Genomic DNA, 26,039 nt, shown 5'->3' with positions numbered 1-26,039 from the left:
AGGTGTGCGTCAAGTCTGTTGGTTATAAGAATTCCGATCCATATTCTAAAGTAGCGATTACTTGCTCCTGAGTATTTCCCTTAGATGATTTCGTCGAACCCAATGGTTGATTGGTTATTAGAAGGCCTGGAGCTGGACGCCAGCCTGTTCCACGTCGGACGCTACTGCGGCGGCTGGCATGCCAGTACCCAGGGCCTGGCCCGGGCCAGTTTCCACCTGATCGTGCAGGGGCACTGCTGGCTGCATATCGACGGGCTGTCCCAGGCGGAGCGCCTGGAAGCTGGTGATGCGGTGTTCCTGTTGCAGGACCTGGACTACCGGTTGTCCAGCGCGCAGCAAGCCTCCCAGGCACAGCAGCTGCCACGCATGCCCATGGCCGCCCTGGACCTGGGCGCCCAGGATGGGGTCGGACTGGTGTGCGGTTTCTTTCACTTCAAGTCCGGGCTGTCGTCGCTGATCATCGAGGGCTTGCCCGGCTGGATCGTGCTGCGCGCCGGCGATCCATCGCTCGCCGCGGCCCGGGCCCTGTTCCAGCTGATTCTCGAGGAGTGCCGGCGCGACCCCGCACCATCCGCCGCCCTGCTGGAGCGCCTGAGCCACTTGCTATTCCTGTATGTGCTGCGCCAGCAAGTCAATGATCGCCAAGACCTGGGTGGCCTGGTGGCGCTGGCCCGGCACCCGGCCTTCGCGCCGTTGCTCGAGCAGTTGATCCAGCATCCCGGCCAGCCCTGGCCCCTGGAAAGCATGGCGGCCCTCACCGGCCTCTCGCGCTCGGCGTTCTTCAAGCGCTTCAACGAGCTGGCCGGGCAGTCACCGGGGCAGGTACTGCTGGCCTTGCGCATGCGCCATGCCTGCCAGTTGCTCAAGGCCAACCAGACCGTTGAACAAGCCGGCGCCGCCGTCGGTTACCAGTCCATCGCCGCCTTCACCCGAGCCTTCACCAAGGCCGTGGGCCTGCAACCGGGGGCCTATCGCAAGCAGCATGAGGGACGCTGAGCCTCAGGAGCGGCTCGGACACCCCAGCGTCCGTGGCTGGCGCAAGGCCAGGGCGCAACAGCAAGCCGCGACCAGGGTGATGGCGGCCATTACCTGCAGCAACTGGGCGAAAGCCTGGCTATAGAGCTGCCACAGCAAAGGCTGCGACAGCGCATCGGCCAACGTCGGCAGCACGGCCCCATCGCCCATGGCCAAGGCAGTGGCCGCAGCCGCCACGGCACTTGGGCCATATCCCGGCAAGCCGCTGGCCAACCCACCAGCGAGCAGGTCCTTGAGCAAGGCCAGGCCGGCCGCTACGCAGATCGCTTCTGCGCAGGCGCGCATGGTGGTGAAGATGCCCGTAGCCATCCCGGCCCGCTCCACCGGTACCATACTGACCGACAGATCATCCATCAGCCCCCAGGGCAGGCCGGTGCCGATGCCGATCACCAGCAGCGGCCAGAGCAGCGCCATGGCCGGCTGTCCCACCGGTACTTGGCTCAACCAGAGCAGGCCGCCGGCAGCGATCACCAGCCCCAGGCACGACAGGCTGGCCGCGCTGCACCAGCGAACCAGCAGGCCCGCCACGAACGGCACCACCGCCATCGGCGCCGACAAGGCGATCATCATCGCCCCGGCACGCCAGGGGCCCAGGCCTTCGATGCCGATCAGGCGCAATGGCAGGAGAATCAGCAGGACGATGAAGCAGACAGCGGTCGCCACCGGCAACAGCTGGATCCCGATGAATCTTCGGTAACCGAACAGGCTCAGGTCCAGCATTGGCCGCCGTTGCCGCAACTCGATGTGGATGAACAACCCCAGGCTCAGTGCTGCGCCCACCAGCAGGCCCAGGACCCGCAGGCTACCGAGGCCATCCTGGGGAATCTGCATGATGGCGAACGTGAGCAATACCAGGAATGTGCTGAAGGTGAAGATGCCTGGCTTGTCCAGTGCCTGGGCCCCGGGGTCGCGGCTCTCTTGCATACGCGGTACACCGAAGATCAGCACCGCGCCACCTATCACCGCCCCCAGCAGGAAGATCGATTGCCAGCCCGCTAGCTGTACCAGGGCCCCGGCGATCACCGGCCCGGAGGCCAGGCCCAGGCCGAAGGCGCTGCCCAGCAGGCTGAAGGCCCGGGTCCGGGCCCGACCTTCGAACGCCTGGGCCAGGGCCGCAGCGCCGGCGGCCATGGCCAGGGCCGCCGCGAATCCTTGCAAGCCCCGCAACAGATCCAGCAGCCAGACCTCGCGGCAGAAACCGATCAGCAGCGACAGCGCGGTGAAACCGGCCATGCCCAGGACGAAGATGCGCTTGCGCCCGTAGCGATCGGCCAGGGTTCCGGCCAGCATCACCGAACTGCCGAAGCTCAGGGCGAAGGCGTTGATCACCCAGGCCAGGGCCACCGGGCCGCCGCCCAGGGCATGCTCGATGGCGGGCAAGGCCATGGCCGGGCCGGTGTACTCCAGGGGCAGGATCAGGCCAGCGGCGCAGACGGCGAACAAGATCCAGTAACGATCGGTAGCAGTGGAAGAAGACATGGGGCCGGGCTCGAAATCCAGTGAGCCTGTGATGCTATTGCTGCGCCTTGCGCATTGACATGACTGCGATATCAAAATCAAATTGCGTCATGCGCAAGAATCCAGACAACGCCGCATGGCGGGTATTTTTCCGGGTAGTGGAGCGCGGCAGCCTGACCCTGGCCGCCGAGGACCTGGCCCTGGAGCCCTCCTCGGTCAGCCGCCAGCTCACCGCCCTGGAGCACCGGCTCAATACCCAGTTGCTCAATCGCAGCACCCGCAAGGTCAGCCTGACACCGGCCGGCACCCGGGCCTATGAACAGATGCGCCCGCTGCTGGAGGAGATGGACGCCTTGCTAGCCAGCCTCGACCAGGGCACTCCCGAGCTCTCTGGACGCCTGCGGGTCAGCGCCCCGGTGGCCCTGGGCGAACGTCATGTCAGCATCTGGCTCGCCGGTTTCCAGCGCCAGCATCCGGCCGTGGTCCTGGACCTGGTGCTGTCCGACCGGGCGCTGGACCTGATGGCCGAAGGTATCGATGTCGCGCTGCGGGTGGGCCACCTGCGGGCCTCGTCCCTGGTGGCCCGGCCCCTGGGGCAGTTGTCCCATGGTCTGTACGCCAGCCCTGACTATCTGCGAATCCATGGCGCCCCACTCCAGCCAGCGGATCTGGGCGAACATCGGGCGCTGGTCTACTCCTGGATGACCGAGCAGAACCCGAGCCAGCTGCTGCTCAGCCAAGCCGGCGAGGTGGCGAAAGTCGAGCTCAAGGCCAGCTTCTTGCTCAACAGCCTCGGCGCCATCCACAGCGCCCTGCTGGCCGGTGCCGGACTGCACGCCGGGCCGGACTGGCTACTGGCGCCGTCGGCACGCCGTGGAGAATTGGTGAAGCTCCTGCCCGACTGGCAGCTACCCGCCCTGCCGGTACACCTGGTGCGCCTGCACAGCCGTTTCGTGCCCCAGCGCATCAGCGCCCTGTGCGATTGGCTGGAGCAATGCTGGCAGCAGTTGGAAGACTTGCGCTAAGCGTCAGTTCAGCGTCGATGAGCCAAGGACCTGACCAGGCGATCGCCGGCACTCTGCACCCCCTGGACCAGCAGCACCAGGATCACCACCGTGGCCACCATGACCTGGTTGTTGAAGCGTTGGTAACCGTAGCGGATCGCCAGGTCCCCCAGGCCCCCGCCACCAATGACCCCGGCCATGGAAGAAAAACCGATCAGCAGCACCAGGGTCAGGGTCAACCCGGCCAGCAGCGCCGGCAGGGCCTCGGGCAGCAGCACCTTGCCAATCACATGGCCGACATGCCCGCCCATGGCCAGCACCGCCTCGATCCGGCCCTTGTCCACCTCGTCCAGGGCGTTCTCGACGATCCGGGCAAAGAACGGGAAGGCACCGATGGTGATCGGCACTACGGCGGCGGTGCTGCCCAAGGTGGTCCCCACCACCAGCCGGGTCAGGGGGATCAGGGCGATCAGCAGCACCACGAAGGGCAATGAGCGCCCCAGGTTGACCAACATCCCCAGCAAGCGATTGAGTCGCACCATGGGGAGCAGCCCGTCCTGGCGACTGACAAACAGCAAGATACCCAGGGGTAAACCGATCAGCACAGTGAACAGCGCGGCCAGCAGCACCATGTACAGGGTTTCGCCGGTGGCGTTGAGCAGCAGTTGCGCCAGTTCGGTCCCATCCAGTGCCAGGCTCATAGCCGCTCACTCCGCACGCCGCGCTGGGCCAAGGCGCCCAACAGCTGCTCGAAGCGGCCTGGGTCCGCAGCGCCGGCAGCGATGCGCAAGCGCCCTACCCGCTGGCCAGCCACGGTCTCCACTCCGGCGGCCAGGACCTGCAGCTTCAGCGCCTGCTGTTGGCTCAATTGTTCCAGTAGCGGCGCGGCGCGCTGGTTATCGAAAAAGGTCAATTCGGCCTGCAGTTGCTCGCCTGCCACAGGCAGGTTGTAGCCCGGCAGCAGTGCCCGCCCGAGCGCGGACTGCGGGTCCGCCAGCAGGCGCTCGATCGGCCCGCACTCGAGCAACTGCCCGCCAGCCAGCGAGGCCGCGTGGCTGCAGATCGAGCGCACGACCTCCAGTTCATGGGTGATCAGCACTATGGTCAGCCCCAGCTCACGGTTGATCCGTTGCAACAGCTGCAGGATCGAGGCCGTGGTTTCCGGGTCCAGGGCACTGGTAGCCTCGTCCGAGAGCAGGTAGCGCGGATCGGCCGCCAGGGCGCGGGCGATGCCTACCCGTTGCTTCTGGCCACCGGACAACTGCCCGGGAAACGCCAGGGCCTTGTCGCCCAGCCCCACCAGTTCCAGCAGCTCCAGGACCCGGGCGCGGCGTTGCGCCTTGGCCAGGCCGGCGATCTCCAGCGGTACCGCGACGTTATCCTGCACCGTGCGCGAATGCAGCAGGTTGAAGCCCTGGAAGATCATGCCGATGCGCCGGCGCTGGCGACGCAACTCGGCCCCGGACAGGCAGCCCAGGTCCTGGCCGTCCACCAGTACCCGCCCGCTGCTGGGGCGCTCCAGCAGGTTCAGGCAGCGCAACAGGGTGGACTTGCCCGCGCCGCTGCGGCCGAGGATGCCGTAGATCGCCCCGTCGGGAATCTCCAGCGATACCTGCTGCAAGGCCGCCGGCTGGCCGTCACCGTAGCTCTTGCCCAGTTGCTGGACCTGGATCATGGCTGCTGGCCCGCGACCGGGAGTACCGAGCCAGCGAAGGTCCGGGTGATGAAGCCGGCCACTTCGGGCGACGCCAGGTCCTTGGCCAGTTGGCGAATACGGGGATCGTCCTTGAGTTCGGGCGTGGTCACCAGGATGTTGGCATAGGGGTTGTGCTCGGCCTGCTCCAGGCCCAGGGCATCCTTGGCCGGCACCAACCCGGCCTCCAGGGCATAGTTGCCGTTGATCACCGCCAGGTCCACGTCCTCCAGGGCCCGGGGAATCTGCGGCGACTCGATCTCGAGGATCTTCAGGCGCCGGGGGTTCTCGGCAATGTCCTTGGGAGTCGCCTGGTCGCGGGCCGGATCGCTGAAGCCGGGCTTGAGGCGGATCAACCCATGGTCCTGCAACAGGTACAGGGCGCGGCTGAGGTTGGTGACGTTGTTGGGCACCGCCACCGTACCGCCCTGGGGCACCTGGTCGAAAGCCTGGTGCCGCCGGGAATAGATGCCCAAGGGTTCGATATGTACGCTGGCCGCCACGGCGAACGGCTGCCCGAGGGCCTGCTCCTGGGACTTGAGGTATGGCAGGTGCTGGAAGTAGTTGGCATCCACGTCGCCATGGGCCAGCAGCTCATTGGAATTCACACCATTGGGAATCTCGATCACCTTGAGCTCCAACTGGGGGTCGAGCTTTTGCACATAGGCGAGGATCTGGGCGTGTGGCACCGGGTCGGCGGCGACTCGCAACGGTTGCGCGGCGGCGCCCAAGGGGCCGAGCCCGATCAGCAACGCCAGGGCGGACAGATAGGTCTTCTGCATGGGCAATGTCCTTGATCGACGAAAGGGTCAGGCACTCACGGCCTTGGGCACCAGGGCATCGGCATAGAAGCGCCGGGCCACATCCGGATGCGAACGCAGGCGGCCCTTGAGGTAGTTCCAGCCAACTTCTCGAAACAGCGGGTTGTGCGGGTCGCTGGCCGGGCCGCGGGCCTCGTCTCGCAGCGCTGCGGGCAATGGATACAGCGGCACTCGGGCATCCAGCTGGGCGCCGAGGAAAAAAGCCAGGGACAGCCGCTCGCGCCCCGCCGGTGGCGACAGTACCCGGTGCACGGTAGCCCGCAGGTAGCCATGGGTGGCCAGCTCCAGCAGCTCGCCGATGTTCACCACCAGGGTGCCTTCCCGTGGCGGGGCATCGATCCAGCGGTCCTCCTGCACTTGCACTTGCAAGCCTGCCTGCTGGTCCTGCAACAGGAAGCTGAGGAACCCCGAGTCCTTGTGCGCCCCGACGCCCTGGTTGCTCTGCCCGGGCACCTGGCCCGGATAGCGGATCAGCTTGATATGTTCGTTGGGACGCTCCCCGTACAACTCATCGAACGCCGCCTCCGGTAACGACAACGCCTGGGCGAAGGCGCGCAGCAGGCGCAGGGACATGCCGGTCATCGCCTGCTGCCACTGAAGCAGCAGCGGCTTGAATTCAGGCAACGGCCCAGGCCACTGGTTGGGTCCTTGCAGGCGGGCCCAGGCTGGACTGTACGGTTCAAGGTCCAGAGCCGGGCGCTCGGCTCCCAGGTCGAACTGTTCGCGCAGGTCCGGCTGGCCACGGGTGATTTCCGACGCCGCGCGGGTGTAGCCACGAAAGTGCGGCGAGTGGATCATGTCTACCGCAGCCTTGTCGGCCTCGGGCAAGGCGAAAAAGGCCCTGGCCTGGTCCTGCACCCGACGCAACAGCTGGCCATCGATGCCATGCCCGCTGAGGTAGAAAAAGCCGACATCCCGCGCCGCCTGGCGCAGGCCGTCGAGAAAGGCCTGGCGCGGTTCGGGCGCGGCGTCCAGCTGGGCCAGATCCAGGACAGGTAATGCAGTGATATCCAGCGAATGCGACATGTTTCACTCCCCTGTGAATGACCATCTCCGAAGAGCGGTGGCTCAGAGCTTGGCGAGGGAAACCTCGGTGGACTTGACAAAGGCGATCACTTCGCTGCCGACCTTGAGCTCCAGGTCACGCACCGAACGCGTGGTGATCACCGAAGTGACGATGCCCGAAGCAGTCTGCACATCGATTTCCGAAACCACCTGGCCCTGGTGGATCTCCTTGATCACGCCCTTGAACTGATTGCGTACGTTGATCGCTTGAATGGTCATGCGGGCACATCCTCTGTTGGCACCGGACTCAGGAGTTGAGCGGCTGGCGATTAACATGCACCTTCGACCAAAGCCTTAAAAGGAATAAATAATTAGAACTTTATTCTTTTTAGAGATATGCCAGGTTCCACCGTCTTGCTTTCATTCCCACGCCTTCGGTGCTTGACCGGCACTGGACGCTTTGTTTCCCTGTGCCCTTCCCTCATCGATCCACAGATGCCAGGAGATAGTCATGCGCAGGTTGCAGCTCGCGGGTATGCAGGTTCCAGTCATTGGCCAAGGCACCTGGCGAATGGGCGAGGATCCTCGGCAACGAGACCGGGAGGTCGCGGCATTGCGCTGCGGACTCGACCTCGGGTTGAGCTTGATCGATACCGCCGAGATGTACGGCGAAGGCGGCGCCGAGGAAGTGGTCGGCCGAGCCATTGCCGGACGGCGCGACGAAGTATTCCTGGTCAGCAAGGCCTATCCCCACAACGCCGGCCGCAAGAGCCTGCCCCAGGCCTGCGAACGCAGCTTGCAGCGCCTGGGTACCGAGGTCATCGACCTTTATCTGCTGCACTGGCGTGGCCAGTATCCGCTGGAGGAAACGGTCGCGGCCTTCGAGCGCTTGCGCCAGGACGGCAAGATCCGCCGCTGGGGTGTCTCCAACTTCGATGTGGCGGACCTGGACGAGCTCGATACGCCGGCCTGCGCCACCAACCAGGTGCTGTACAACCTGGAGTCCCGGGGGGTCGAGTTCGACCTGTTGCCGACCTGCCAGCGACTGGGAATACCGCTCATGGCCTACTGCCCGATCGGCCAGGGCGGCGCCTTGCTGGCCGAACCGGTGCTACTACAAGTGGCACGGCGCCACGGCGTTACGCCAGCCCAGGTGGCCCTGGCCTGGCTGTTGCGCCAGGACGGCGTACTGGCCATTCCCAAGGCCGTACATCCTGAACACCTACGCCTCAATGCCGAGGCTGGCGAGCTGCAGCTGCAACCCCAGGATCTGCAGGAGCTGGACCGGGTGTTTCCGCCCCCCGCTCGCAAGCAGCGCCTGGGGATGGTCTGAGGCATGTTCGTACCCAAGCCCAGGCTAGACTCCAATTGAACGATCCACGCCCGCCGTGACACCAGGTGGGCTATGGCGTTGTGCTCGGAAAAATCTAATTTGCCGCTCATGATTTAAGAATTGTCTGATCCCGGCCTGTCATGCCCACAATTACAGTTGGCGCATGAGATTAAAAAGCTATCTACATCAGATCAATCCTCTCTTTTCCTCTCCCGAAGCAGCCCGCCGGCTGCTTCGCGTCGTTGCGCTGATTTTCCTGATCGTCCTGCTGGGCGCCGTCTACAACTTCCTGCGCTCGACCCTCAACAATGAGTTGTCTCAGCGTCGCGGCTACATGAGCAGTGCCATCACCGAAGCCCAGGCATTCTTCACCACCCGTGAAGCCCTGCTGGAAAGCCTCAGCCTGGCCACCGTGTACCAACCGCTGCCGATCACCACCGACCTCATGCCAGGCAACGACTCCTCCGAAGAGATCCACCTGCGCCTGGGCTCCCATGGCGAACAACAGTGGGACATCTGGCTCACCCAGCGCATGCGCGACCATCTCAAGCACAAGCAACTGACGCTGTTGTACGTCCAGGCAGGGGCACAGCCCGAAGTCCAGCAGTTGTTCAGCCCCCATCACGAAACCGCCAATCTGCCCCGCCCCCTGCTTGCAAGGTTGTCCAGCCTGACGCCCGACGAAGTGCCCATGGGCGATGAGCTGTGGCTGACGGATCATTCTTCCGGGACTGCCCGGCTATACATCTTCACCCGCCTCGACGAACGCTTTGCCGACTCCGGCTGGCTGGGCCTGGAGATGGACGGAGGGAGCGTTTCCGAAGCCCTGCAGAACCAGGACGCCGGTGACTTCATAATGTTCAGCTCCCTGGGCGGCCTGCTCCTGAGCAGCACTCCCAATCGCCAGTTGGTCGAAGCGGTGCAGCGGGTCAAGGGTGAAAGCTTCTTCGGTTTCCTGGGTGGCCGCTGGTGGCCCGACCACGTGGTGATCCGCAAGCAACTCGGCACTTCCGATTGGCAGTTGGTGTACTCCTTCGACCTGTACACCCTGCTCAAGACCCTGTTGCCACAACTGCTCGCCGCGTTGCTGATCAGCCTCCTCGGCATGGCCCTGATCGGCTTGCTGACCCACTGGATCGAGATACGTCTGATAGCCCCAGCCATGCATCGGCTCCAGGCGCTGATCGAAAGCGAGGCGTTCAGCCGCGACGTGGTCCAGATCGCCCCCGTGGCCCTGTGTGTATTGCGCCGCAGCGATGGCCAGGTAGTGCTGGAAAATGCCCTGTCCCAGCAGTGGCTGGGCAACGGCAACGAACGCGAGCAGTTGTGCGCCAGCTGGATCGGCCGGGCGTTCGATGCCAATCGCTCCGATGGCTCGGACTACTTCGAGACCGCCGGTGGCCGTCACCTCTATCTCTGTTCTGCACCCACCCGCTACAAGGGCGAAGACGTGCTGTTTTGCGCTTTCAGCGATATCACGGCGCGCAAGCAGATCGAGGCCACTCTGCAAGAAGCCAAGCGCCTGGCCGATACCGCCAACGAAGCCAAGACCCTGTTCCTGGCCACCATGAGCCACGAGATCCGCACGCCCCTGTATGGAGTCCTCGGGACCCTGGAGCTGCTGGCACGCACCCGCCTCGACGAGCAACAACGGGATTACCTGCGGGCCATCGAAGGCTCCTCCGGCACCCTGCTGCAACTGATCTGCGACGTGCTCGACGTATCCAAGATCGAGGCCGGACAACTGGCCCTGGAACTCAGCGAGTTCAATACCCTGGAACTGATGCACGAGCTCATCCGGAGCTATGCCGCAGCCGCCCAGGCCAAGGGCCTGCAACTCTATGCCTGTGTCGACCCGCAATTGCCGGAGATGCTCTTGGGCGATGTCACGCGGATCCGCCAGATCCTCAGCAACCTGTTGAACAACGCGGTCAAGTTCACCGATTCGGGACGCATCGTCCTGCGAGTCAGAGGCGGCCTCCACGACGGCCAGCAGCACTACTTCGCCTGGCAAGTGTCCGACACCGGCCGGGGCATCTCCCGAGACGACCAGGCGCTGATCTTCGAGCCCTTCTACCAAACCGAAGGCAACACCAACGTCATCGCCGGTACCGGCCTGGGCCTGCCTATCTGCCAGCGCCTGACCCTGCTGATGGGTGGCACCTTGCGCATGGTGAGTGAACCGGGGCTGGGCAGTAGCTTCAGCCTCACCTTGCCACTGGAAGCTGGCAGCACCACGCCACGGCTCGTGCTCGCCTGCCCAACGCCTGTACGGATGATCCACGTGGTATCACCGATACGCGAACTGGCCGAATCGGTGACCGGCTGGTTACGTCGCTGGGGCGCGCGTGCCCAGGTCGGCCTGTCGGGCCGCAGTAGCCATGACAGCGACAGCGTCCTGATCGAAGTACACCCCGGCATCATGGAGCAGCGACTGGAGCCCGGCTGGACCGGACCATTGGTACTGGCCAGCGGTGACGGGCACCACGCAACACGCACCCACGATGGTATTTGGCAGGTCAACAGCAACAACCTGCGGGCGATCCACCAGGCCGTCAGCCAGGCCCTGGGAACCTGGATGAGTGAGGATGAAGAACACCATGAGAGCCGTGAGCTGAAGAGACTCAGCCTGCATGTACTGGTGGTCGAGGACAACTTGATCAACCAATTGATCCTCAAGGACCAGCTGGAAGAACTGGGCTGCAGCGTAGAGCAGGCAGCCAATGGCGAAGAAGCGCTAGGCATCTGGGAGAACGGAGACTTCGACATGGTGCTGACCGATGTGAACATGCCCAGGCTCAACGGCTACCAGTTGGCCAGGGAGCTGCGTCGCCGCGGTTGCTCGATACCCATCATCGGGGCGACGGCCAACGCCATGCGCGGCGAAGAACAATCGTGCCTAGACGCCGGGATGAATCACTGCCTGGTCAAACCCTTCGCCTTGAGGGCGTTGTTCAACTACCTGGCGTTGTATGAAAAAACCGCCCATGAAGCCCCGAAGCATTTCGATCGCCGAAAGTCCACGACTCCCGGGGGGCGACACTCTGGTGCCCCACCACCCGGGGACGACCCCCGACGCACCAAGCCGACCTTGAGCCGAACGCTTGCCCCGCGACCGGGCGCAGGCTGATTCGCAGGGGCTCGGCCAGCGGGCCGGTCCATCCGACATCGATCCCCCCGCCCACTGTCCCGGCCCTCTGCGGGACGTAGAACCGTATTCAAAGAAACAGCCCCGTCATCGGGTCTTAGCCATGTGCTCGGTATATCAGTGATGAAGTACACCCCCCTCTTCCTGGAGTACCTGGTTCGCTACCAGGCGCGACTGAACCTGGGCCTGTTGATCCTGTTGGGTCTGGCCCTGCCATGCAGCACTCTGGGCTGGGTAGCGATGCGCCTGGCGGAGCAACAGTCCGACCACCTACGGGTGCACTTCACTCGGTTGATGGAAAATATCCAGGAACAGGAACGGTTCCTCAAGCATGCAGCGAGCCTGGCCCCAGTCAGCTCGCATCTGGGCAATACCCGCTACCCACTGCCGTTGCATCCTGCCTCCGGATCCCTGTCCCATGACAATTGCAATGACCGGCAACTACCGGGCTCCCTGGTCCTGGATCGCCCCCTGATCGCCAATGACCTACCGCGTCTGCTCATGGTGGGCATGCATTTGTCGACGTTCTATCGCAGCTTCTGGTCGGACTCTCGCCACAGCCCTCCCAGGGTGCTGCTGCTCAATGCCTGCAGCGGTTTCGACCTGGCTAGCCTCGCGCCCCGCACCCGATCCGGCGCGCTTGAATCCCGTGATGATGCCGGCGGTCCGTCGCTACCAGAGCTACGCCTGGCGCTACTGAAGCAGCAACGCCTCGCCCCGCATCAGGTTAACTGGCAACTCTATTCTCAATCCGGCTCGAACGGCAGCGGTGCTCAACTGCTGGCCCATACCACCCTGCGCTTGGCTCCGACGCAGCTACAAGTGACTGGAGCCGACGGCTGGATGAAGATGGTCTCGCTGCTGGCGCTGGACGAAGCCGGCAAGCAGGAAGGCCTGCTGGCTGCGCCAGTCTATGACGACTTCACCCTGATCGATCCGGCAGGCACCCTACTGGCCGGCTCCCGAGGATCGGCAACGACCCTGCACGACGGCCTGAACTACGGCCACCAAGGCATCACCCTGAAGCTCACCAGTCACACCCCGCCCCTCTGGACCGGGCTCTACGGCATCAGCTACCGCAAGCTCTACGGGCAAGCGCCATGGGTCACGGCCAGCCTGCTGGGATTGATACTGGCAGCGTTCGCCTGGGGTTGGGGGGCCAGCCGCTGGCAACGCAACCGCAAACCGGTCGCGATGCACACGCCCCACGAGCAGGTAGTGGAAAGCGAGGCCTTCAGCCGCACCATCATCGAGACCGTCCCCACGGGCCTGTGCGTGGTGCGCCGCGAAGACTTCAAGCTCCTGCTGGAAAATCCCCACGCCCGACAAGGAGCAGGCAGCAGCGACCTGCTATCGATACTGGAGCAGGACCCGCACCGTATCGACAACGGCGAGTCTTGCCTGGCCGTCGGTGGACGCCACTTGCAGGTGAAGTTCGTCGCGACCCGCTACCAGGACCAGGAGGCGGTGCTCTGCGCCTTCAACGACATCACCCGGCAAGTTGAAAACAACCGCGCGCTGAGGCAGGCCAGGCTTGCTGCCGACCTGGCCTGCGAAGCCAGGGCGCGGTTCCTGGCGATCATGAGCCACCGGCTGCGAACGCCATTGTATGCAGCACTGGGGACTCTCGAGCTGCTCGGCCTGACCCCTTTGGACCCGCGCCAGACCGACTACCTGCACACCAGCCAGCGTTGCTCGAACGCCCTGCTCCAATTGATCAGCAATATCCTCGACATCTCCCGAATCGAGGCCGGGCATATCAGTATCACTGCAGTGGAGTTCTGTCCGCTGGACATGGCAGAGGCAGCCCTGCAGGAGTTTGCGGCCGCCGCCCAGCAGCGGGGCCTGCTGCTCTACGCCTCCATCGACCCCAAACTGCCGGACCTGCTGCGGGGAGACGCCCGGCGGATCCGCCAGATACTCGACAACCTGCTGGGCAATGCCATCAAGTTCACCGACAGCGGCCGGGTGGTGTTGCGCCTCCGGTTACTGGAATTGGTTGGACAGCGAGCCTGCATCGAATGGCAGGTCACCGATACCGGCATCGGCATCCCCCCCGCGGAGCAGGCACGGTTGTTCGATCTGCATCAGCAGTTGGGCGACACTTCCAGTCGTGCCGGCCTGGGGCTGCCCCTCTGCCAGCAGCTCTGCGCCCTGATGGGTGGACGATTGCAGGTCACCAGCGAACCTGGCTTGGGCAGCAGTTTTTCCCTGCGCCTGGAGTTGCCGCACCTTCCCGGCTCCTCGCCAAGGCTGAAGCCTCTTGCGGAAGGGCCACCCGTGCACGTCCGGGCACCAGTGCCAGAGCTGCTGAAAAACACCTGCGACTGGCTCAACCGCCTGGGCATCCAGGCCTCGCCGGCACCTGCCGAATGGAGCCAGCAGCCCCTGCAGCGGGTGCTGGTCGACTTGCTACCCAAAACGACCCTGTGCTCCTGGCCAGGACCACGGGTCAGCGCGCTATGCGCCCCATCCCAGGAGCGACAATCCGAGGACCAGGAGTGGATAGTCAGCGCCTACGATATCCGGGCCATCGCCGAGGCGGCCTCCCAGGCCCGTCAAGGGCGACAGTCTGCCGTGGCGCCACCGGCCGATGGCACCAGGAGCCCGCTGTGCCTGCACGTACTGGTGGCCGAGGATAACCCTCTCAACCAAGCCATCATCCAGGAGCAGCTACAGGCCCTGGGCTGTCGCGCGACCCTGGCGGCCGATGGCGAACAAGCCCTGCAGCACTGGCAACCACAGCTGTTCGACCTGGTACTGGCGGACCTGGACATGCCGCTCATGGACGGTTACGAGCTGGCCAGGCAGCTGCGCCAGCGCGATCCTCGACTACCGATCATCGGCATCACCGCCAATGCCCTGCGTGAGGAGCGCAGTCGTTGTCTCGCCGCCGGGATGAACGCCTGGATCGTCAAGCCCATGGACCTGCAGCACCTGTGGCGGCAACTGTCACAGCTCTGCCCGCCCACGGCCGGAACGCTTGCGCCTGCGCCTGCGTCACAGCCGTCCCACCCCAGCGAACCCGAGCACCCACATTTCCCCCAGCTCTCCCCGAGGATGCGTCCGTTGTTCGTCCAGACCATGAATCACGACCTGCAACGTCTGGATCAAACGCTCGCAAGCACCGACCTGCAAAGTGCCGCCGAACGCCTGCACAGCATCGCCGGAGCCCTGGGCGCAGTGCAGGCCCCGGCCCTGGCCAGGGCCTGTGCCGAGATGGAGTGTCGCCTGCAGGACGGGCCATGGAGCTCATCCCTGGAGCAGCAGGTCCGGCAACTGATGCAGCGGTTGTCCGAACTGCTGGCATTTCTTGAATAACCAGTGGCGGTGATTGCATATACCGCCCGCCCTACGTTCACCCAGCCGATTGGCGTACTACACGGATTGTCTCTGTCATGGAAAAACTCAAAGTAATCATTGCCGATGACCACCCCATCGTACTGCTCGGCATCCGCGAACTGATGGAGCGCGACGAACGCTTCGAGATCGTCGGCGAAGCCATGTGCTCGGAGGAGCTGGTACGGCTGCTGGAGAGTCGGCACGCGGACCTGGTCATCACCGACTACAACATGCCCGGGGATTCGCCCTACGGCGACGGCCTGAAGCTGGTGGAGTTCATCACCCGTAACTTCCAACGCGTGCAGATTCTGGTCCTGACCATGATCTCCAACCCGCTGATCCTCAGCCGCCTGCATGAACTGGGGGTGATGGGAATCATCCAGAAGAACCAGCTGCACGAGGAAATCCAGCTGGCTCTCAAGGCCTTCGCGCAGAAGGGTATCTACCGCAGCCAAGCGCTCTCCAGCCACTCGGTGGTGGAGTCGAACATAGCGCTCAACGAGCGGATCGCGACCTTGTCACCCAAGGAATATGAGATATTGCGCCTGTTCATATCCGGCAAGAGCGTCAGCGATATCGCTCGCAGCCAGAATCGCAGCTCCAAGACCATCAGCGCCCAGAAGATCTCTGCCATGCGCAAGCTGGAGGTGCAGAGCGACCTGGACCTCCTGACCTATTGCATTGGCCGCAATCTCTTCAACTGAAACCCACCCGCAAAAGGAATCGCCCCGACCATGCACCCGTCAACGGACCGTGACACCGACCTGCTGGACCTGGAACGCCTGCAAGGCGCCTGGGAACAGACCGGAATGGAGGACAGCGGCATCGTCAATCCGCCCGACGAGCACAGCGCCCCGGGCGCCCTGACCTGGATCGAGGGCGAACGCTTTCGCGTGGTGACCGTGGATGGCCAGTTGCTGCTGGCCGGCAGCTTCACCCTAGATAGCAGCACCACGCCCAAGTCCATTACCTGGGTCGACTCGATCGGCGCCGATGCCGGCCAGCCATTGCCGGCCAGCTACGAGCTGACGGACGACGAGTTCGTCTTCATCGCCGCCGATAGCGGCCAACCCCGGCCTACCCGCTTCCACACCGGCCCCGGGCAAACCCTGCGGCGCTTCGCCAGGGTTCGTCAGGGCCGCTGAAGCCCCCAACCCTGCACGCCCCATCGACGGCGCAGCAACTGCTACTGGCAGTCCTGCGCCGTTTCTTCTTCGGCGATAGCCCACCAGCGCGGCAACAACCGACGTACCTGTGGCTCGGCAAAACGATCGTCGATCAGCATCAGCACCCCTCGATCGGCCTGGCTGCGGATCACCCGCCCTGCCGCCTGCACCACCTTCTGCAAGCCGGGGTAGAGGTAGGTGTAGTCATAACCTGCACCGAACAACGCGCCCATGCGCTGCTTCATCTGTTCGTTCAAGGCATTGAGCTGGGGCAAGCCCAGGGTGGCGACAAAAGCTCCGATCAAGCGCGAACCCGGCAGGTCGATGCCTTCGCCGAACGCACCGCCGAGTACGGCGAAACCTATGCCCTGCCCCTCGGCCTGGAACCGCTGCAGAAACTCCTCCCGCAAGCTTTCGTCCATGCCTCGCGACTGCAGCCAGATGGGAATTTCCGGATGCTTGCGGGCCAAAAGCTCGGCCACCTGCTGCAAGTATTCGAAACTGCTGAAGAACGCCAGATAGTTGCCAGGACGAGCCGCGAACTGGCCGGCCATCAACTCGACGATGGGCACCAGCGAGGCCTGGCGCCGGGCATAACGGGTCGAGATCTGGCTGACGATGTGCACATCCAGTTGCGTGGCCGCGAACGGCGATTCGACATCCAGCCACACAGCACTATCGGGTACACCCAACAGGTCGCGATAGTAATGCTGGGGTTCGAGGGTCGCGGAAAACAGCACCACGCTGCGGGCCGCCTCCAGGCGCGGGCGCAGCAGCGCCGCCGGCACCACGTTGCGCAAGCTCAGGCGCGACAGGCTGCGCCGGGCGCTCAAGGTGCGCTTGCTGACGTCGAAAATGAAGGGCTGCTCGTCGAACAGCTCCGCCACCCGGGCAAACTGCAGTAGCTCGAAATACAACCCCTGCACAGCCGCGTCCAGGCCCTGGGGGTGTTCATTGAAGTAGTCGCCGATGGCCGCCACGCACAACCCCAGGGCCTTGAGCCAGGCGCCGGGCAAGCACCCATGGGCCTGGTACGGCGCGACCTGGTCCTTGTGCAGGGCATTCCACTCGCGATTCAGACGCTGCAAAGAGCTCTTCAGGGCCTGCGGCGCATTCTTGCGTACCTGGGCCAGTTGCTGCTGGTCGAGGCTGGCGCTGTACATGCCGCGACCGCGCTCCACCAGGTTGTGGGCTTCGTCCACCAACACCGCCAGCCGCCACTGTTCGGCCTGGGCCAGGCCGAACAACAAGGCCGTGAAATCGAAGTAGTAGTTGTAGTCGGCCACCACCAGGTCGCTCCAGCGGGCCATTTCCTGGCTCAGGTAATAGGGGCAGACCTGATGCTCCAGGGCCAGCTGGCGCAACGCCTGGCGATCCAGCAATGGCACCTGGCTGGCTGCCTGGCGGGCCGCCGGCAGACGCTGGTAGAAACCCTTGGCCAATGGGCAGGATTCGCCATGACAGGCGTTGTCCGGGTACTCGCAGGCCTTGTCCCGGGCCACCAGTTCCAGAACCCGTAGCGGCAACCCGGTATGCTCGGCGAACAGTACCCTGGCGGCGTCCAGGGCCAGTTGCCGGCCCGGGGTCTTGGCGGTGAGGAACAGCACCTTGTCCAGTTGCTGCGGGGCCATGGCCTTGAGCATGGGGAACAACGTGCCCAGGGTCTTGCCGATACCGGTGGGAGCCTGGGCCAACAGGCAGCGACCGGTACTGACCGCCTTGTACACCGACTCGGCCAAGTGGCGCTGGCCGGGGCGGAACTGCCCATGGGGGAAAGCCAGCTCGCGACAGGCTCGATCCCGCTCTGCACGGTGCTGCAACTGCTGTTGCGCCCAATCCAGGAAGATCGCGCATTGCTGCTCGAAAAACGCCTGCAACTGCCCGGCGCTGTACTCCTGTACCAGGGCGGTTTCCTTTTCGCTATGGATGTCGAAATACACCAGTGCCACGCGGATGCCCGGCAACTGCCGGCTCTGGCACAGCAGCCAGCCATAGACCTTGGCTTGGGCCCAGTGCAGTTGCCGATGGTTGTCGGGCATGCGCGACAAGTCGCCGCGAAAGGTCTTGATCTCCTCCAGCAGGTTCTGCCGGGGGTCGTAGCCATCGGCCCGGCCCTTGACCAGCAACGGGCCATGCTGGCCCTCCAGGGATACTTCGCTCTGGTACTCGGGATTGCGCCGGGCGGCCACCGTGCGATGGCCCTGCATACCCTCCTGGGCGGTGGGCGATGGAGTGAAGCGCAGGTCCAGGTCCCCGTGCTTGGCGCTGAACTCGCACAAGGCGCGCACCGCGATGCGATAACTCACGCCGGGGCGTCCTTCCATTGCACGTAGCACACCGCCACCGGCATGCCGTGCTCCTGGCAGAAGTCCAGCCAGCGCAACTGGTTGTCCTGCAAGCGGTCGCCCGGGCCCTTGACCTCGATCATGCGGTAGCTCTTTTCCTCGGGCCAGAACTGGATCAGGTCCGGCATGCCGGCGCGGTTGGCCTTGATATCCAGCAGCAGGCGCTCGAACCAGTGCTTGAGGTGCGCAGCCGGCAGGCAGTCCAGGGCCAACTCCAGCAGTTCCTCGCTCAAGGCTCCCCAGAAGACGAAGGGCGATTGCAGGCCCCACTTGGCCACGAAACGCCGGCGGATGCTGTCGCGGTAACGACCATCGTCCAACTCTTCCAGGCAGGCCTGGAACAGCTCGCGGCGGCGCTCATGGAAGTCCTCGCTCAGCAGATCCACCGGGCCGCGCTGGAACGGGTGGAAGAACGCGCCTGGCAACGGCGCGAAGATCGCCGGCCAGCAGAGCAATCCGAACAGTGAATTGACCAGGCTGTTCTCCACATAGTGCACCGGGGCCAGGGGTTGGTGCAGATGAGCCTGGACCACCTGCTCCACCGCCAGGCCCTCGCCATCGCGCGGCAGGCACAGCTCCAGGCGGGATACTTCACGGCTCGCTACCCGGGCCACCGGCGGCCCACCCAGCTTGCGTCGCAGGCGCGGCAACATGCGCAGCAACTGCTGGGCCTCGGCAGCGCTTTGCGGCGCCGAAGCGGCTTGCTCGGCCAGAGCCAGGGCGGCAGGATAGTCGGCGCTGCGCTCCAGGACCCGGATCAGGCGCAAACGGGCCCCGGGATAGGGGCAGCGCTGGTAGATCAGCCTCGCCTGCTCCCAATCCGCCAGGCGCTCGCAGTGCTGGCCCAGCAGGAACAGCAGCTTATCGCGGCGCTTGTGCAGCCAGGGGTTGTCGCTGTCGAAGGCGCTGATGCGAGCCAGCAGCCCAGGCAGCTGCGCGCCGGCCTCGAACGCTTCCTGGCACTGGTGCAGGTAGATGAAGCCATCCACATCGGCACGACTGCGCAAGCCCCGGGCATCGGCGCTGATCTGCACGGTCTCGTAGCTGTAGACCCCAAGATCCGCCAGGACGAACTCCGACCAGTCCTGGTAGAGGTTGCCGAAGAACATCAGGCGCAGGCGATCGCACAGGTCCATGACCGTCAGGCTCAGCAACCGATCCTCCAGCTGCGGGCACCACTGGCCGAATGCCCGGGCCTGGGGATAGGCCTCCTGCAGCACTTGCAGCCACTGCTCCTTCCTGGCCTTGGCCGGCAAGGCCTGGTCCTTGAAGCACAACTGGATCTCGGGCTTGGCCAGCAGGCCGAACAGTTCTTCCAAGGGCAGTGGCGCCTGGTCGTCGATCCAGCCCAGGTCGAGCAATGGCGCCAGGGCCCGGGCCGTATCGCCGATCTCCGGATAGCTGAGCCGGGCCAGGCGAAAATGCCGCCCCTTGCGCATCACCATGCGCACCAGCAGTGCCTGTGCCGGCTGCCCAAGCGAGGCGAAATCGGCGATGAAGCGCTGCTCTTCGCCGCTCAGCACATCGGCATAGCGTTGCTCCAGCCAGCCCAGCACTTGCTGGAAGTTATGCAGGTAGTAAAGAGGGTTCTCGAGGGGGTTGGAAGTCACGGGAGAAAGGCGCCACGGCAGGTCTATACTGGTTATGCGTACAGATAACAGCCGCTGCCCCTGCCTGGCAAACGTTATTGGATAAATGGTGGAGAGAAGATTTTTTCCATGGACCAGCGAACTTTCGTCGTCTTCACTACACCAAGGGCCAGGACTTATAGTGCCCGCGCAATGCGGATACCCCATCGATATCGAGGTCTGTATGAACCTGAAGAACCTGGGCCTGCCCCTGGCCATCCTCGCCACCCTGGCCCTGGCAGGCTGCTCCACCCCCACCGTGGTAACCCTGCAGAACGGTACCCAGTACCTGACCCGCGACCAACCCAAGACCAAGACCACCGACGGTTTCTATGAGTTCCAGGACATCTCCGGCAAGACCATCCGGGTCAAGGCCGACGATGTCGCCACCGTCCGCAAGGAAAAGTGACCCGCCCGGCTCAGGGCGACCAGGGTGACCAGGGCAAACCGCCCTGCCCCGGTTCACAGAACACCCCGGCAGCCTTGCCACGCTTGACCAGTTCATCCCTTACCTGTCGGCAGCGCTGACGCTCCCGGGCGTTGGCATTATCGATGCTGATGTTGCCGGTAGTGTCCGGAACCTTGTTGTCGCCCAGGCGCAGATTCACCACTGGCTGCTCGGGCTCCAGCCGGAAGCGGCTGGTGTTGGTCGGTTGGCTGTCTGCTGGTACCGGCTGCCCCGCCGGCAGTTGGTCCGGGCTGATCCCGTAGCGTTTCAGGATCGAACTGGGAGGCAGCTCCCCGGCCGATGCCAACGTGGCCCACAGGGCCAGCACCAGGCCGCTCGCATACCTCTTGCTGCTACTCACTGTCAAAACTCTCCAATACCTTGAATCGATTGCACCGCGTGTCATGTGCCTGAAGTAACGCATCGGCGCCACGACACTTTAAGAGTATTGGAGTCACTGGTTGACCAAGCAGTCACTTAATTGCCCAAAAACAGCGCGAGTCCTGTCGAAGTCGCGCTGCTCGCCTGTCAGGCGATGGTGATGCCGGAACCGTTGAGCTGCGTGAGGCTGACGCCCACCAGCGTCACCGAGTCCTGGCCGAAGGTCAGTACGGTATCGTTGCCGCTGCTGCTGGCATGGGCCCGGTAGTCCTGTTCCGGCAGGACCCCGCTGACGCCCATGAACACCAGCTTGTCGCCGCCTTGGTAACCGACGATACGATCCTGGCCGAAGTGGCCGGTGAACAGGAAGGTATTGTTGCCGCCCCCCGACTCCATCAGGTCGTTGCCGGCCCCGCCGACGAATACATCGTTGCCCTGAGCACCGATCAGGTGGTCGTTGCCATCCAGTCCGAACAGCCAGTCGCCGCCGGCATGGGCCTTGAGCACGTTGTCGCCGGCATCGCCCCGCACCGACGAGGCGTAGCGGGTCAGTTCGTCACCAACCTTCAGCCCCTGGTCGGTGACCTGGTGTACCACGTCGTCCTTGAACAAGCCCCAGAGGAACCCCGGTTCCTTGCTCTGGATCGCGCCAATGTCGCGGGTGATGCTGATCCCGCCGTTGGCGTCGCGCACATACAGGGTGCCGGCGCCGTCGCTGGCGAAGCTGTAGTCGCTCACCGAGTGCTGCAAGTCGAGGACGTTGCTGCCCTTGCCGCCGAGGATGATGTTGTAGCCGCCGGCATCACGGAAGGTATCGTTGCCATCGCGACCCTCCAGGTAATCGTTGCCGCTGCCACCCTGGATCAGGTCGTTGCCGTCGGTGCCGATGATGAAGGTGCTGCCCTTGTGGGTCTCGGCATTGCGGTTCAGGTCCTGGACCCAGGTGGTGGCCCGGGCCGGGTCCGACAGATTGGCCACCACGATGGTGGAGTCCTTGCTGGTGTACTCATAGAACTTCGAGTCCAGCACCCGGGTCAGGCCATCGCCATAGCCGGTGGGCAGGTGGGAGATCCAGGTGGAGATCTTGAGGATCGAGAACGGCACCACGTTCCATAGGGTCGAGGCGTAGTGGTCGTTGAAGTTGACGATGTTGTTGGTGGCCGACGCCTGATGGGTATCGTGGATGCCCACCGAGGCCAGGTTGAAGCTCGAGCCGTCGAGAGCGCGGAACACCGGGTCGTTCTCATAACCGATGTTCAGCACCTTGTCGCTGGCACTCTGGGTCGGCGAGGCATAGGCGATGTAGTTGGCGTCCTTGAAGAAGCCCGACCAGCGTCCACCACTCAGGTCCGCCAGGCTGTTGACCGCCAGGCCGCCCAGGCTGTGGCCACTGACCAGGATGTCCTTGCCGGACAGGCCATTGGCCTGGGCGAAGGCCGCGACATCCCCCAGCAGCTTGCCGAAGGCCTCGCCGGCGTAGTTCTTGGCGTAGTCCTTGGGCCCCAGCGCTGCCAGCAGGTCGCTGATCAGGTCGCCGATAGAGTCGCTGATCAACGACTCCCGCGGCCCACTGGTACCGCGAAAGGCGATGCCGATGGAACTCAGGTGCCCTTCTGCATCGTACTTGCCGAGGATCTCCACCTGGGCCGTCTCATAGCCGTTCTTTTCCCCGAAGAAAGTCCCGCGGGCATCGACCTTGCCGGTATAGCCCAGTTGCTGGGCGCTGATGGAGGACCAACCCGCCTTGTTCAGCGCCTCCTTGGCGGCCTTTTCCGAATCAGGGTTCCAGGGAATGCCGGGGATCACCCCCTGGGAATCGCTACTGCCGATCAGCGCGGTGATCAGGGTCGCCGGCAGGCCGAGGCCGAAGCCATTGTGCTGGTAACCCACGGCAAAGCCGTTGTCGAGGTTGTGGTAGGAATACAGCGTGATGGCCATGGCATCGGTGAACAGCGCCTTGGATTCAGCCGTACTGAGGTTTTTGTAGTCATAGACACCCATGGTATTGCCTCTCTTTTGTTGGAGTTTTCAGAGATAGCTCGTGCCCCGCGAACCCGTTGCCAGGTTCGCGGGCTGGTACAACACCTTGCATATCCGTTGCCGGGGCCTCAGAACGCCCAATCCAGGGTCAGGCCGACCCCGTGGCTCTTGTCGCGACTACCCAGCAGTGCGTTGTAGTCCAGGTTGACCCGGGCCTGGCGGCCCAGGGCGATTCCCGCCCGTGCGCCGACCACCGCCGCATCGCGATCCAGGGACAGCGCCTGGACCTTGTAGGTGTCGCCCTGGCCAGCGAAGGCCAGGTGCTGGTCGGACCCGGTGGAACTCAGGTTGTGCTGCCAGCCCAGGGTGGCGGACAACTCCAGCGCCTGGCCGCTGGACAATTGCAGTTGCTTGCCGGCACGCATGCCCAGGGTCGAGAGCCAGGCATCGCGATTGTCCTGCCCCCCCTTGAGCGCGGCGGCGCCGCCATGCTCCTTGAAGCTGTCGCTGGCGATATGCACATAGGCCAGGTTGGCGAACGGTTCCAGCGCCATGCTCGGCAGCGCGACCTTCCACGCGGCCTCGCCGAACACCTGGGTGCTCTGGGCATCGCGCTTGCTCTTCTGGCGATCGGAGACCTCGTTGTACTGCAGCTCGCGCTTGGTCTCGATGCGGTGCCAGCTGTGGCTGCCGCCCAGGCTCAGGCGCACCTGCTCCAGCTCCTTGCCGGCATAGGCACCCAGATGGTAGCTGTCGACACTGGCCGAAGAGTGACGGTCATCGCCCATGCTCAGCGAGCTGTCGCTGTAGCCGGTGAAGACCCCGACGCGGGTGTCCTCGCTCATCTGCCCGTCGATACCCAGCAACATGCCGCCAATCGAACTGCTATAGCGCGCATGTCCGGAGTCACCGTCGGCCTTGCCCCAGGCTCCCAGGGCCTTGACCCACAGGCCGTTGCCCTGGCCTTCCGCTGCCGGAGCGGCGGCGATGTCCTGCTGACGGGTACGCGCGCCCACGGCATCGCGCAGCTGGCGGCTGTCGTTGAGCAGCAGGTTACCCACCGCCGGGTGGATTTCCCCGGACAGTTGATCGAAAGCCTGCTGCGCGCTGCTGGCATTGGCCGACAACAGCAGGCTCTCGTAGACCGGATTGCCCGCGCCAAGCTGATCGGCGGCCGCGGCCACCGAACGCTGGTTGGCGGTCAAGCCGACACTGGCGAAGGACGTGGCGTTGCGCTGCACGGCCAGTTGGACCCCGCTGCCGGTATAGGCCAGGCCACCCCCGAGAAACAGCGAATTGGACTGCACATTGGCGAAACCACCCTGTACCCCACCTGCGGCATCCAGGATGTCGAATTGCCGTCCCACCAGGCTCGTGGCTTGCCGGGACTGCAACGAAACCCCGGGGTTCTGCAGATCCAGGGCCAGGTTGGCACCGCCCAGGCTGACCTTGCCATCACTGACCAGGCGGTCGCTGCCTGCGGCGTCCACCTCCACGGCATAGGTCGAGCCCGGCTGGAAGGTCACGTCGGAACTGACGTGCAGGGTGCCGATGGAATTGCCCGGAGCCACCACGCCGCCGGCATTGGCCACCAGCGCGCCGATCCGGCCATTGCCGCCCAGCACGCCGCCGTCGTTGACCGTCACCGTCGATTGCAGCGAACCATTGACCGCCAGGCGTCCCTGGTTGACCAGGGTCGGTCCGGAATAGCTGTTGTTGCCGGTAAGCACCAGGGTGCCGATGCCCTGCTTGGTCAGGCCGCCGTGGCCGGAGATATCGTTGCTCCACAGATCCAGCATGCAGCTCAGGTCGTTGCAACGCCGCTGGGTCGGCTTGCCGGCATCCACCAGGGCGCCGACTCCCGGCAGGTCGACCACGAACTGGCTCGGGCCGTAACCGCCGGCGATGCGGAACTCCTCGGGAATGTCCTGCTCGGTAACCAACATGCCCGGGCCACGGATGCCCTTGTCCAGGTTGATCATGCCCCAGCCGTACAGGGCATCGATGCCCGGCGCGCCCAGGTCGGTGGCAGTGGTACGCAGCACGCTGGCGATCTGCGCGCCGCTCATGTAGGGAAAACGCTCCATCAGCACCGCCGCCGCTCCTGCGGCATGGGGCGCGGCCATGGACGTGCCATTCTTGTTGGCGTAGCCCAGGGTCAGGTCTTCCAGGCTGGTACCGCCAATCACCGCGCTGTAGATCCGGGTACCTGGGGCCGATACGCAGAAGCTCGCGGTATAGCCGCAGCGGGACGAGAACGTACTGATCACGTACGGATTGGCGCTGCTGGTGTCGGGGTTCTGCTGCAACGCCGCCACGGTCATCCAGTTGGGAGCGATTTGCGGGACGAAATAGCCCAGTCCGGCAATCGCATCGGGGTTGTTCAGGTTGTAGTCGTTGCCGGCGGCGAAGATGGTCAGGACTCCGCTACGGGCCGCCGCGATGGCGCCGTCATAGGCTCCGCCGGGCAAGGTGCCCAGCAACGGCTGGATCTGCGCGAACTGCGCACGGGCGTCGTCCACGGTGAAATGCGGGAAGTCCGGATTGCGCCCGCCCTTGGCGAAGCGATCGGTGATGCCGATGCCCCAGCTGTTGTTGATGATCCGTGCGCCGCTGGCCACCAGGCTGTCCCAGCCGGCCTTGTACACCGCGCCGTCGTTGCCCAGGACGATGCCGTCCTCGGGGCCGGGGTCGCCGTTGTCGGCGCTGATGATCTGCGCGTCATAGGCTACGCCATGCATCTCTACGCCATCACGGTTGCCAGCAGCGATGCCGCCGACGTGGGTGCCGTGGGAACCCAGCTTGCCATCCGAACCCACCGACGGGCTGCCGTCATAGCGGAAGGCATCGCCGGCCTTCACCGGGATGTAGGGGTCGGTGTACTGGCGGGTGCCACTGGTGATGAGGGTCACGATCTTGTCCTTGCCGGCGAACTCCGGGTGCTTGGCATACACCGGTTGGTCGAAGATCCCCAGCTTGACGTCCTTGCCGCTGTAGCCGGCGGCATAGGCGCTGTCGGCGTTGATCGCCCCCAACCCCCAGTCGGCCTTGAATTCGCTGCTGCGCCAGCTGCTGGCATCGCCCAGCCGTCCAGTCTCGACGTAGGGCGCGGCCTGGGTCGTGCCCACTAACGCTGCCCAACCCACCAGCACTCGCCCCAGTGGGGCCAGGGACCAGCCCTGCCCGAGCGCGCGGTCATCCTTTCTGACTTGCTTCACTACGACCTTCCTTAGCTGCATTGATGAAAAACTG

The 26,039-nt window shown here is 64.4% G+C and carries 19 protein-coding genes; 8 read left to right on the top strand and 11 right to left on the bottom strand.

Features of this window, described 5'->3' with window-relative positions; translation table 11 throughout:
* The first annotated feature begins 84 nt into the window (after positions 1 to 84).
* A complete protein-coding gene (locus C4K40_RS14410; protein WP_053129489.1) occupies positions 85 to 996 on the top strand; it encodes an AraC family transcriptional regulator in 912 nt (303 codons plus the stop codon).
* 3 nt (positions 997 to 999) lie between these two features.
* Here C4K40_RS14410 and C4K40_RS14405 read toward each other — a convergent pair whose 3' ends face one another.
* The gene (locus tag C4K40_RS14405; protein ID WP_053129486.1) at positions 1,000 to 2,514 is read right to left on the bottom strand and encodes an MFS transporter; all 1,515 of its coding nucleotides are present in this window, start codon (positions 2,512 to 2,514) and stop codon (positions 1,000 to 1,002) included.
* An 89-nt stretch (positions 2,515 to 2,603) separates the two neighbouring features.
* Between C4K40_RS14405 and C4K40_RS14400 the strand changes: the two genes are divergently transcribed.
* Positions 2,604 to 3,518, top strand: a complete 915-nt coding sequence (locus C4K40_RS14400) for a LysR family transcriptional regulator (protein WP_053129484.1) — start codon at positions 2,604 to 2,606, stop codon at positions 3,516 to 3,518.
* An 8-nt stretch (positions 3,519 to 3,526) separates the two neighbouring features.
* Here C4K40_RS14400 and C4K40_RS14395 read toward each other — a convergent pair whose 3' ends face one another.
* From C4K40_RS14395 to C4K40_RS14375, 5 genes are read right to left on the bottom strand one after another with little or no spacing between them, the layout of a single operon-like run.
* Complete coding sequence (locus C4K40_RS14395) at positions 3,527 to 4,198, bottom strand: methionine ABC transporter permease (RefSeq protein ID WP_053129481.1); 672 nt, start codon at positions 4,196 to 4,198, stop codon at positions 3,527 to 3,529.
* The gene (locus C4K40_RS14390) at positions 4,195 to 5,172 is read right to left on the bottom strand and encodes a methionine ABC transporter ATP-binding protein (protein WP_053129478.1); all 978 of its coding nucleotides are present in this window, start codon (positions 5,170 to 5,172) and stop codon (positions 4,195 to 4,197) included. Before C4K40_RS14390 ends, C4K40_RS14395 begins: the two co-directional genes overlap by 4 nt.
* Entirely contained in the window at positions 5,169 to 5,972 is an 804-nt protein-coding gene (locus tag C4K40_RS14385; RefSeq protein WP_053129476.1) for a MetQ/NlpA family ABC transporter substrate-binding protein, read from the bottom strand. The genes C4K40_RS14390 and C4K40_RS14385 overlap by 4 nt, the downstream gene beginning before the upstream one ends.
* 27 nt (positions 5,973 to 5,999) lie before the next feature.
* Entirely contained in the window at positions 6,000 to 7,037 is a 1,038-nt protein-coding gene (locus tag C4K40_RS14380; protein WP_053129474.1) for an isopenicillin N synthase family oxygenase, read from the bottom strand.
* Positions 7,038 to 7,079: 42 nt separating this feature from the next.
* Positions 7,080 to 7,295, bottom strand: a complete 216-nt coding sequence (locus C4K40_RS14375; RefSeq protein WP_022638908.1) for a molybdopterin-binding protein — start codon at positions 7,293 to 7,295, stop codon at positions 7,080 to 7,082.
* 232 nt (positions 7,296 to 7,527) lie between these two features.
* On the opposite strand from C4K40_RS14375, the gene C4K40_RS14370 reads away from it, so the two are divergent.
* The 5 genes from C4K40_RS14370 to C4K40_RS14350 all read left to right on the top strand — a co-directional run bounded on the left by C4K40_RS14370 (position 7,528) and on the right by C4K40_RS14350 (position 15,984).
* Complete coding sequence (locus C4K40_RS14370; protein WP_053129472.1) at positions 7,528 to 8,349, top strand: aldo/keto reductase; 822 nt, start codon at positions 7,528 to 7,530, stop codon at positions 8,347 to 8,349.
* Positions 8,350 to 8,512: 163 nt separating this feature from the next.
* The gene (locus tag C4K40_RS14365) at positions 8,513 to 11,479 is read left to right on the top strand and encodes an ATP-binding protein (protein ID WP_083456827.1); all 2,967 of its coding nucleotides are present in this window, start codon (positions 8,513 to 8,515) and stop codon (positions 11,477 to 11,479) included.
* 141 nt (positions 11,480 to 11,620) lie between these two features.
* On the top strand, positions 11,621 to 14,818 hold the full coding sequence (locus tag C4K40_RS14360) for a hybrid sensor histidine kinase/response regulator (RefSeq protein WP_053129470.1): 3,198 nt from the start codon (positions 11,621 to 11,623) through the stop codon (positions 14,816 to 14,818).
* A gap of 77 nt (positions 14,819 to 14,895) precedes the next feature.
* Positions 14,896 to 15,543 carry a response regulator gene (locus tag C4K40_RS14355; RefSeq protein ID WP_053129468.1) on the top strand — a complete coding sequence of 216 codons (648 nt, stop codon included), beginning with the start codon at positions 14,896 to 14,898 and terminating at the stop codon, positions 15,541 to 15,543.
* 30 nt (positions 15,544 to 15,573) lie between these two features.
* Complete coding sequence (locus C4K40_RS14350; protein WP_053129465.1) at positions 15,574 to 15,984, top strand: TIGR03067 domain-containing protein; 411 nt, start codon at positions 15,574 to 15,576, stop codon at positions 15,982 to 15,984.
* A 41-nt stretch (positions 15,985 to 16,025) separates the two neighbouring features.
* On the opposite strand, the gene C4K40_RS14345 is transcribed toward C4K40_RS14350, so the two are convergent.
* Entirely contained in the window at positions 16,026 to 18,311 is a 2,286-nt protein-coding gene (locus C4K40_RS14345; RefSeq protein ID WP_053131321.1) for an ATP-dependent DNA helicase, read from the bottom strand.
* Positions 18,308 to 19,960, bottom strand: a complete 1,653-nt coding sequence (locus tag C4K40_RS14340; RefSeq protein WP_053129462.1) for a VRR-NUC domain-containing protein — start codon at positions 19,958 to 19,960, stop codon at positions 18,308 to 18,310. Before C4K40_RS14340 ends, C4K40_RS14345 begins: the two co-directional genes overlap by 4 nt.
* 202 nt (positions 19,961 to 20,162) lie before the next feature.
* Between C4K40_RS14340 and C4K40_RS14335 the strand changes: the two genes are divergently transcribed.
* The gene (locus C4K40_RS14335; RefSeq protein ID WP_022638917.1) at positions 20,163 to 20,387 is read left to right on the top strand and encodes a YgdI/YgdR family lipoprotein; all 225 of its coding nucleotides are present in this window, start codon (positions 20,163 to 20,165) and stop codon (positions 20,385 to 20,387) included.
* 10 nt (positions 20,388 to 20,397) lie between these two features.
* Here C4K40_RS14335 and C4K40_RS14330 read toward each other — a convergent pair whose 3' ends face one another.
* From C4K40_RS14330 to C4K40_RS14320, 3 genes are all read right to left on the bottom strand, one after another.
* Positions 20,398 to 20,787: a hypothetical protein gene (locus C4K40_RS14330; RefSeq protein ID WP_022638918.1), complete on the bottom strand. Its 390-nt coding sequence runs from the start codon at positions 20,785 to 20,787 to the stop codon at positions 20,398 to 20,400.
* Between the two features lie 167 nt (positions 20,788 to 20,954).
* Complete coding sequence (locus C4K40_RS14325) at positions 20,955 to 22,808, bottom strand: polyurethanase (protein WP_053129459.1); 1,854 nt, start codon at positions 22,806 to 22,808, stop codon at positions 20,955 to 20,957.
* 107 nt (positions 22,809 to 22,915) lie between these two features.
* The gene (locus tag C4K40_RS14320; RefSeq protein WP_371263396.1) at positions 22,916 to 26,026 is read right to left on the bottom strand and encodes an autotransporter domain-containing protein; all 3,111 of its coding nucleotides are present in this window, start codon (positions 26,024 to 26,026) and stop codon (positions 22,916 to 22,918) included.
* Positions 26,027 to 26,039 lie beyond the last annotated feature (13 nt).

It is taken from the genome of Pseudomonas sp. CMR5c (genome assembly GCF_003850545.1).
GTDB lineage: Bacteria > Pseudomonadota > Gammaproteobacteria > Pseudomonadales > Pseudomonadaceae > Aquipseudomonas > Aquipseudomonas piscis.
This window is presented reverse-complemented; position numbering and strand designations above follow the sequence as displayed.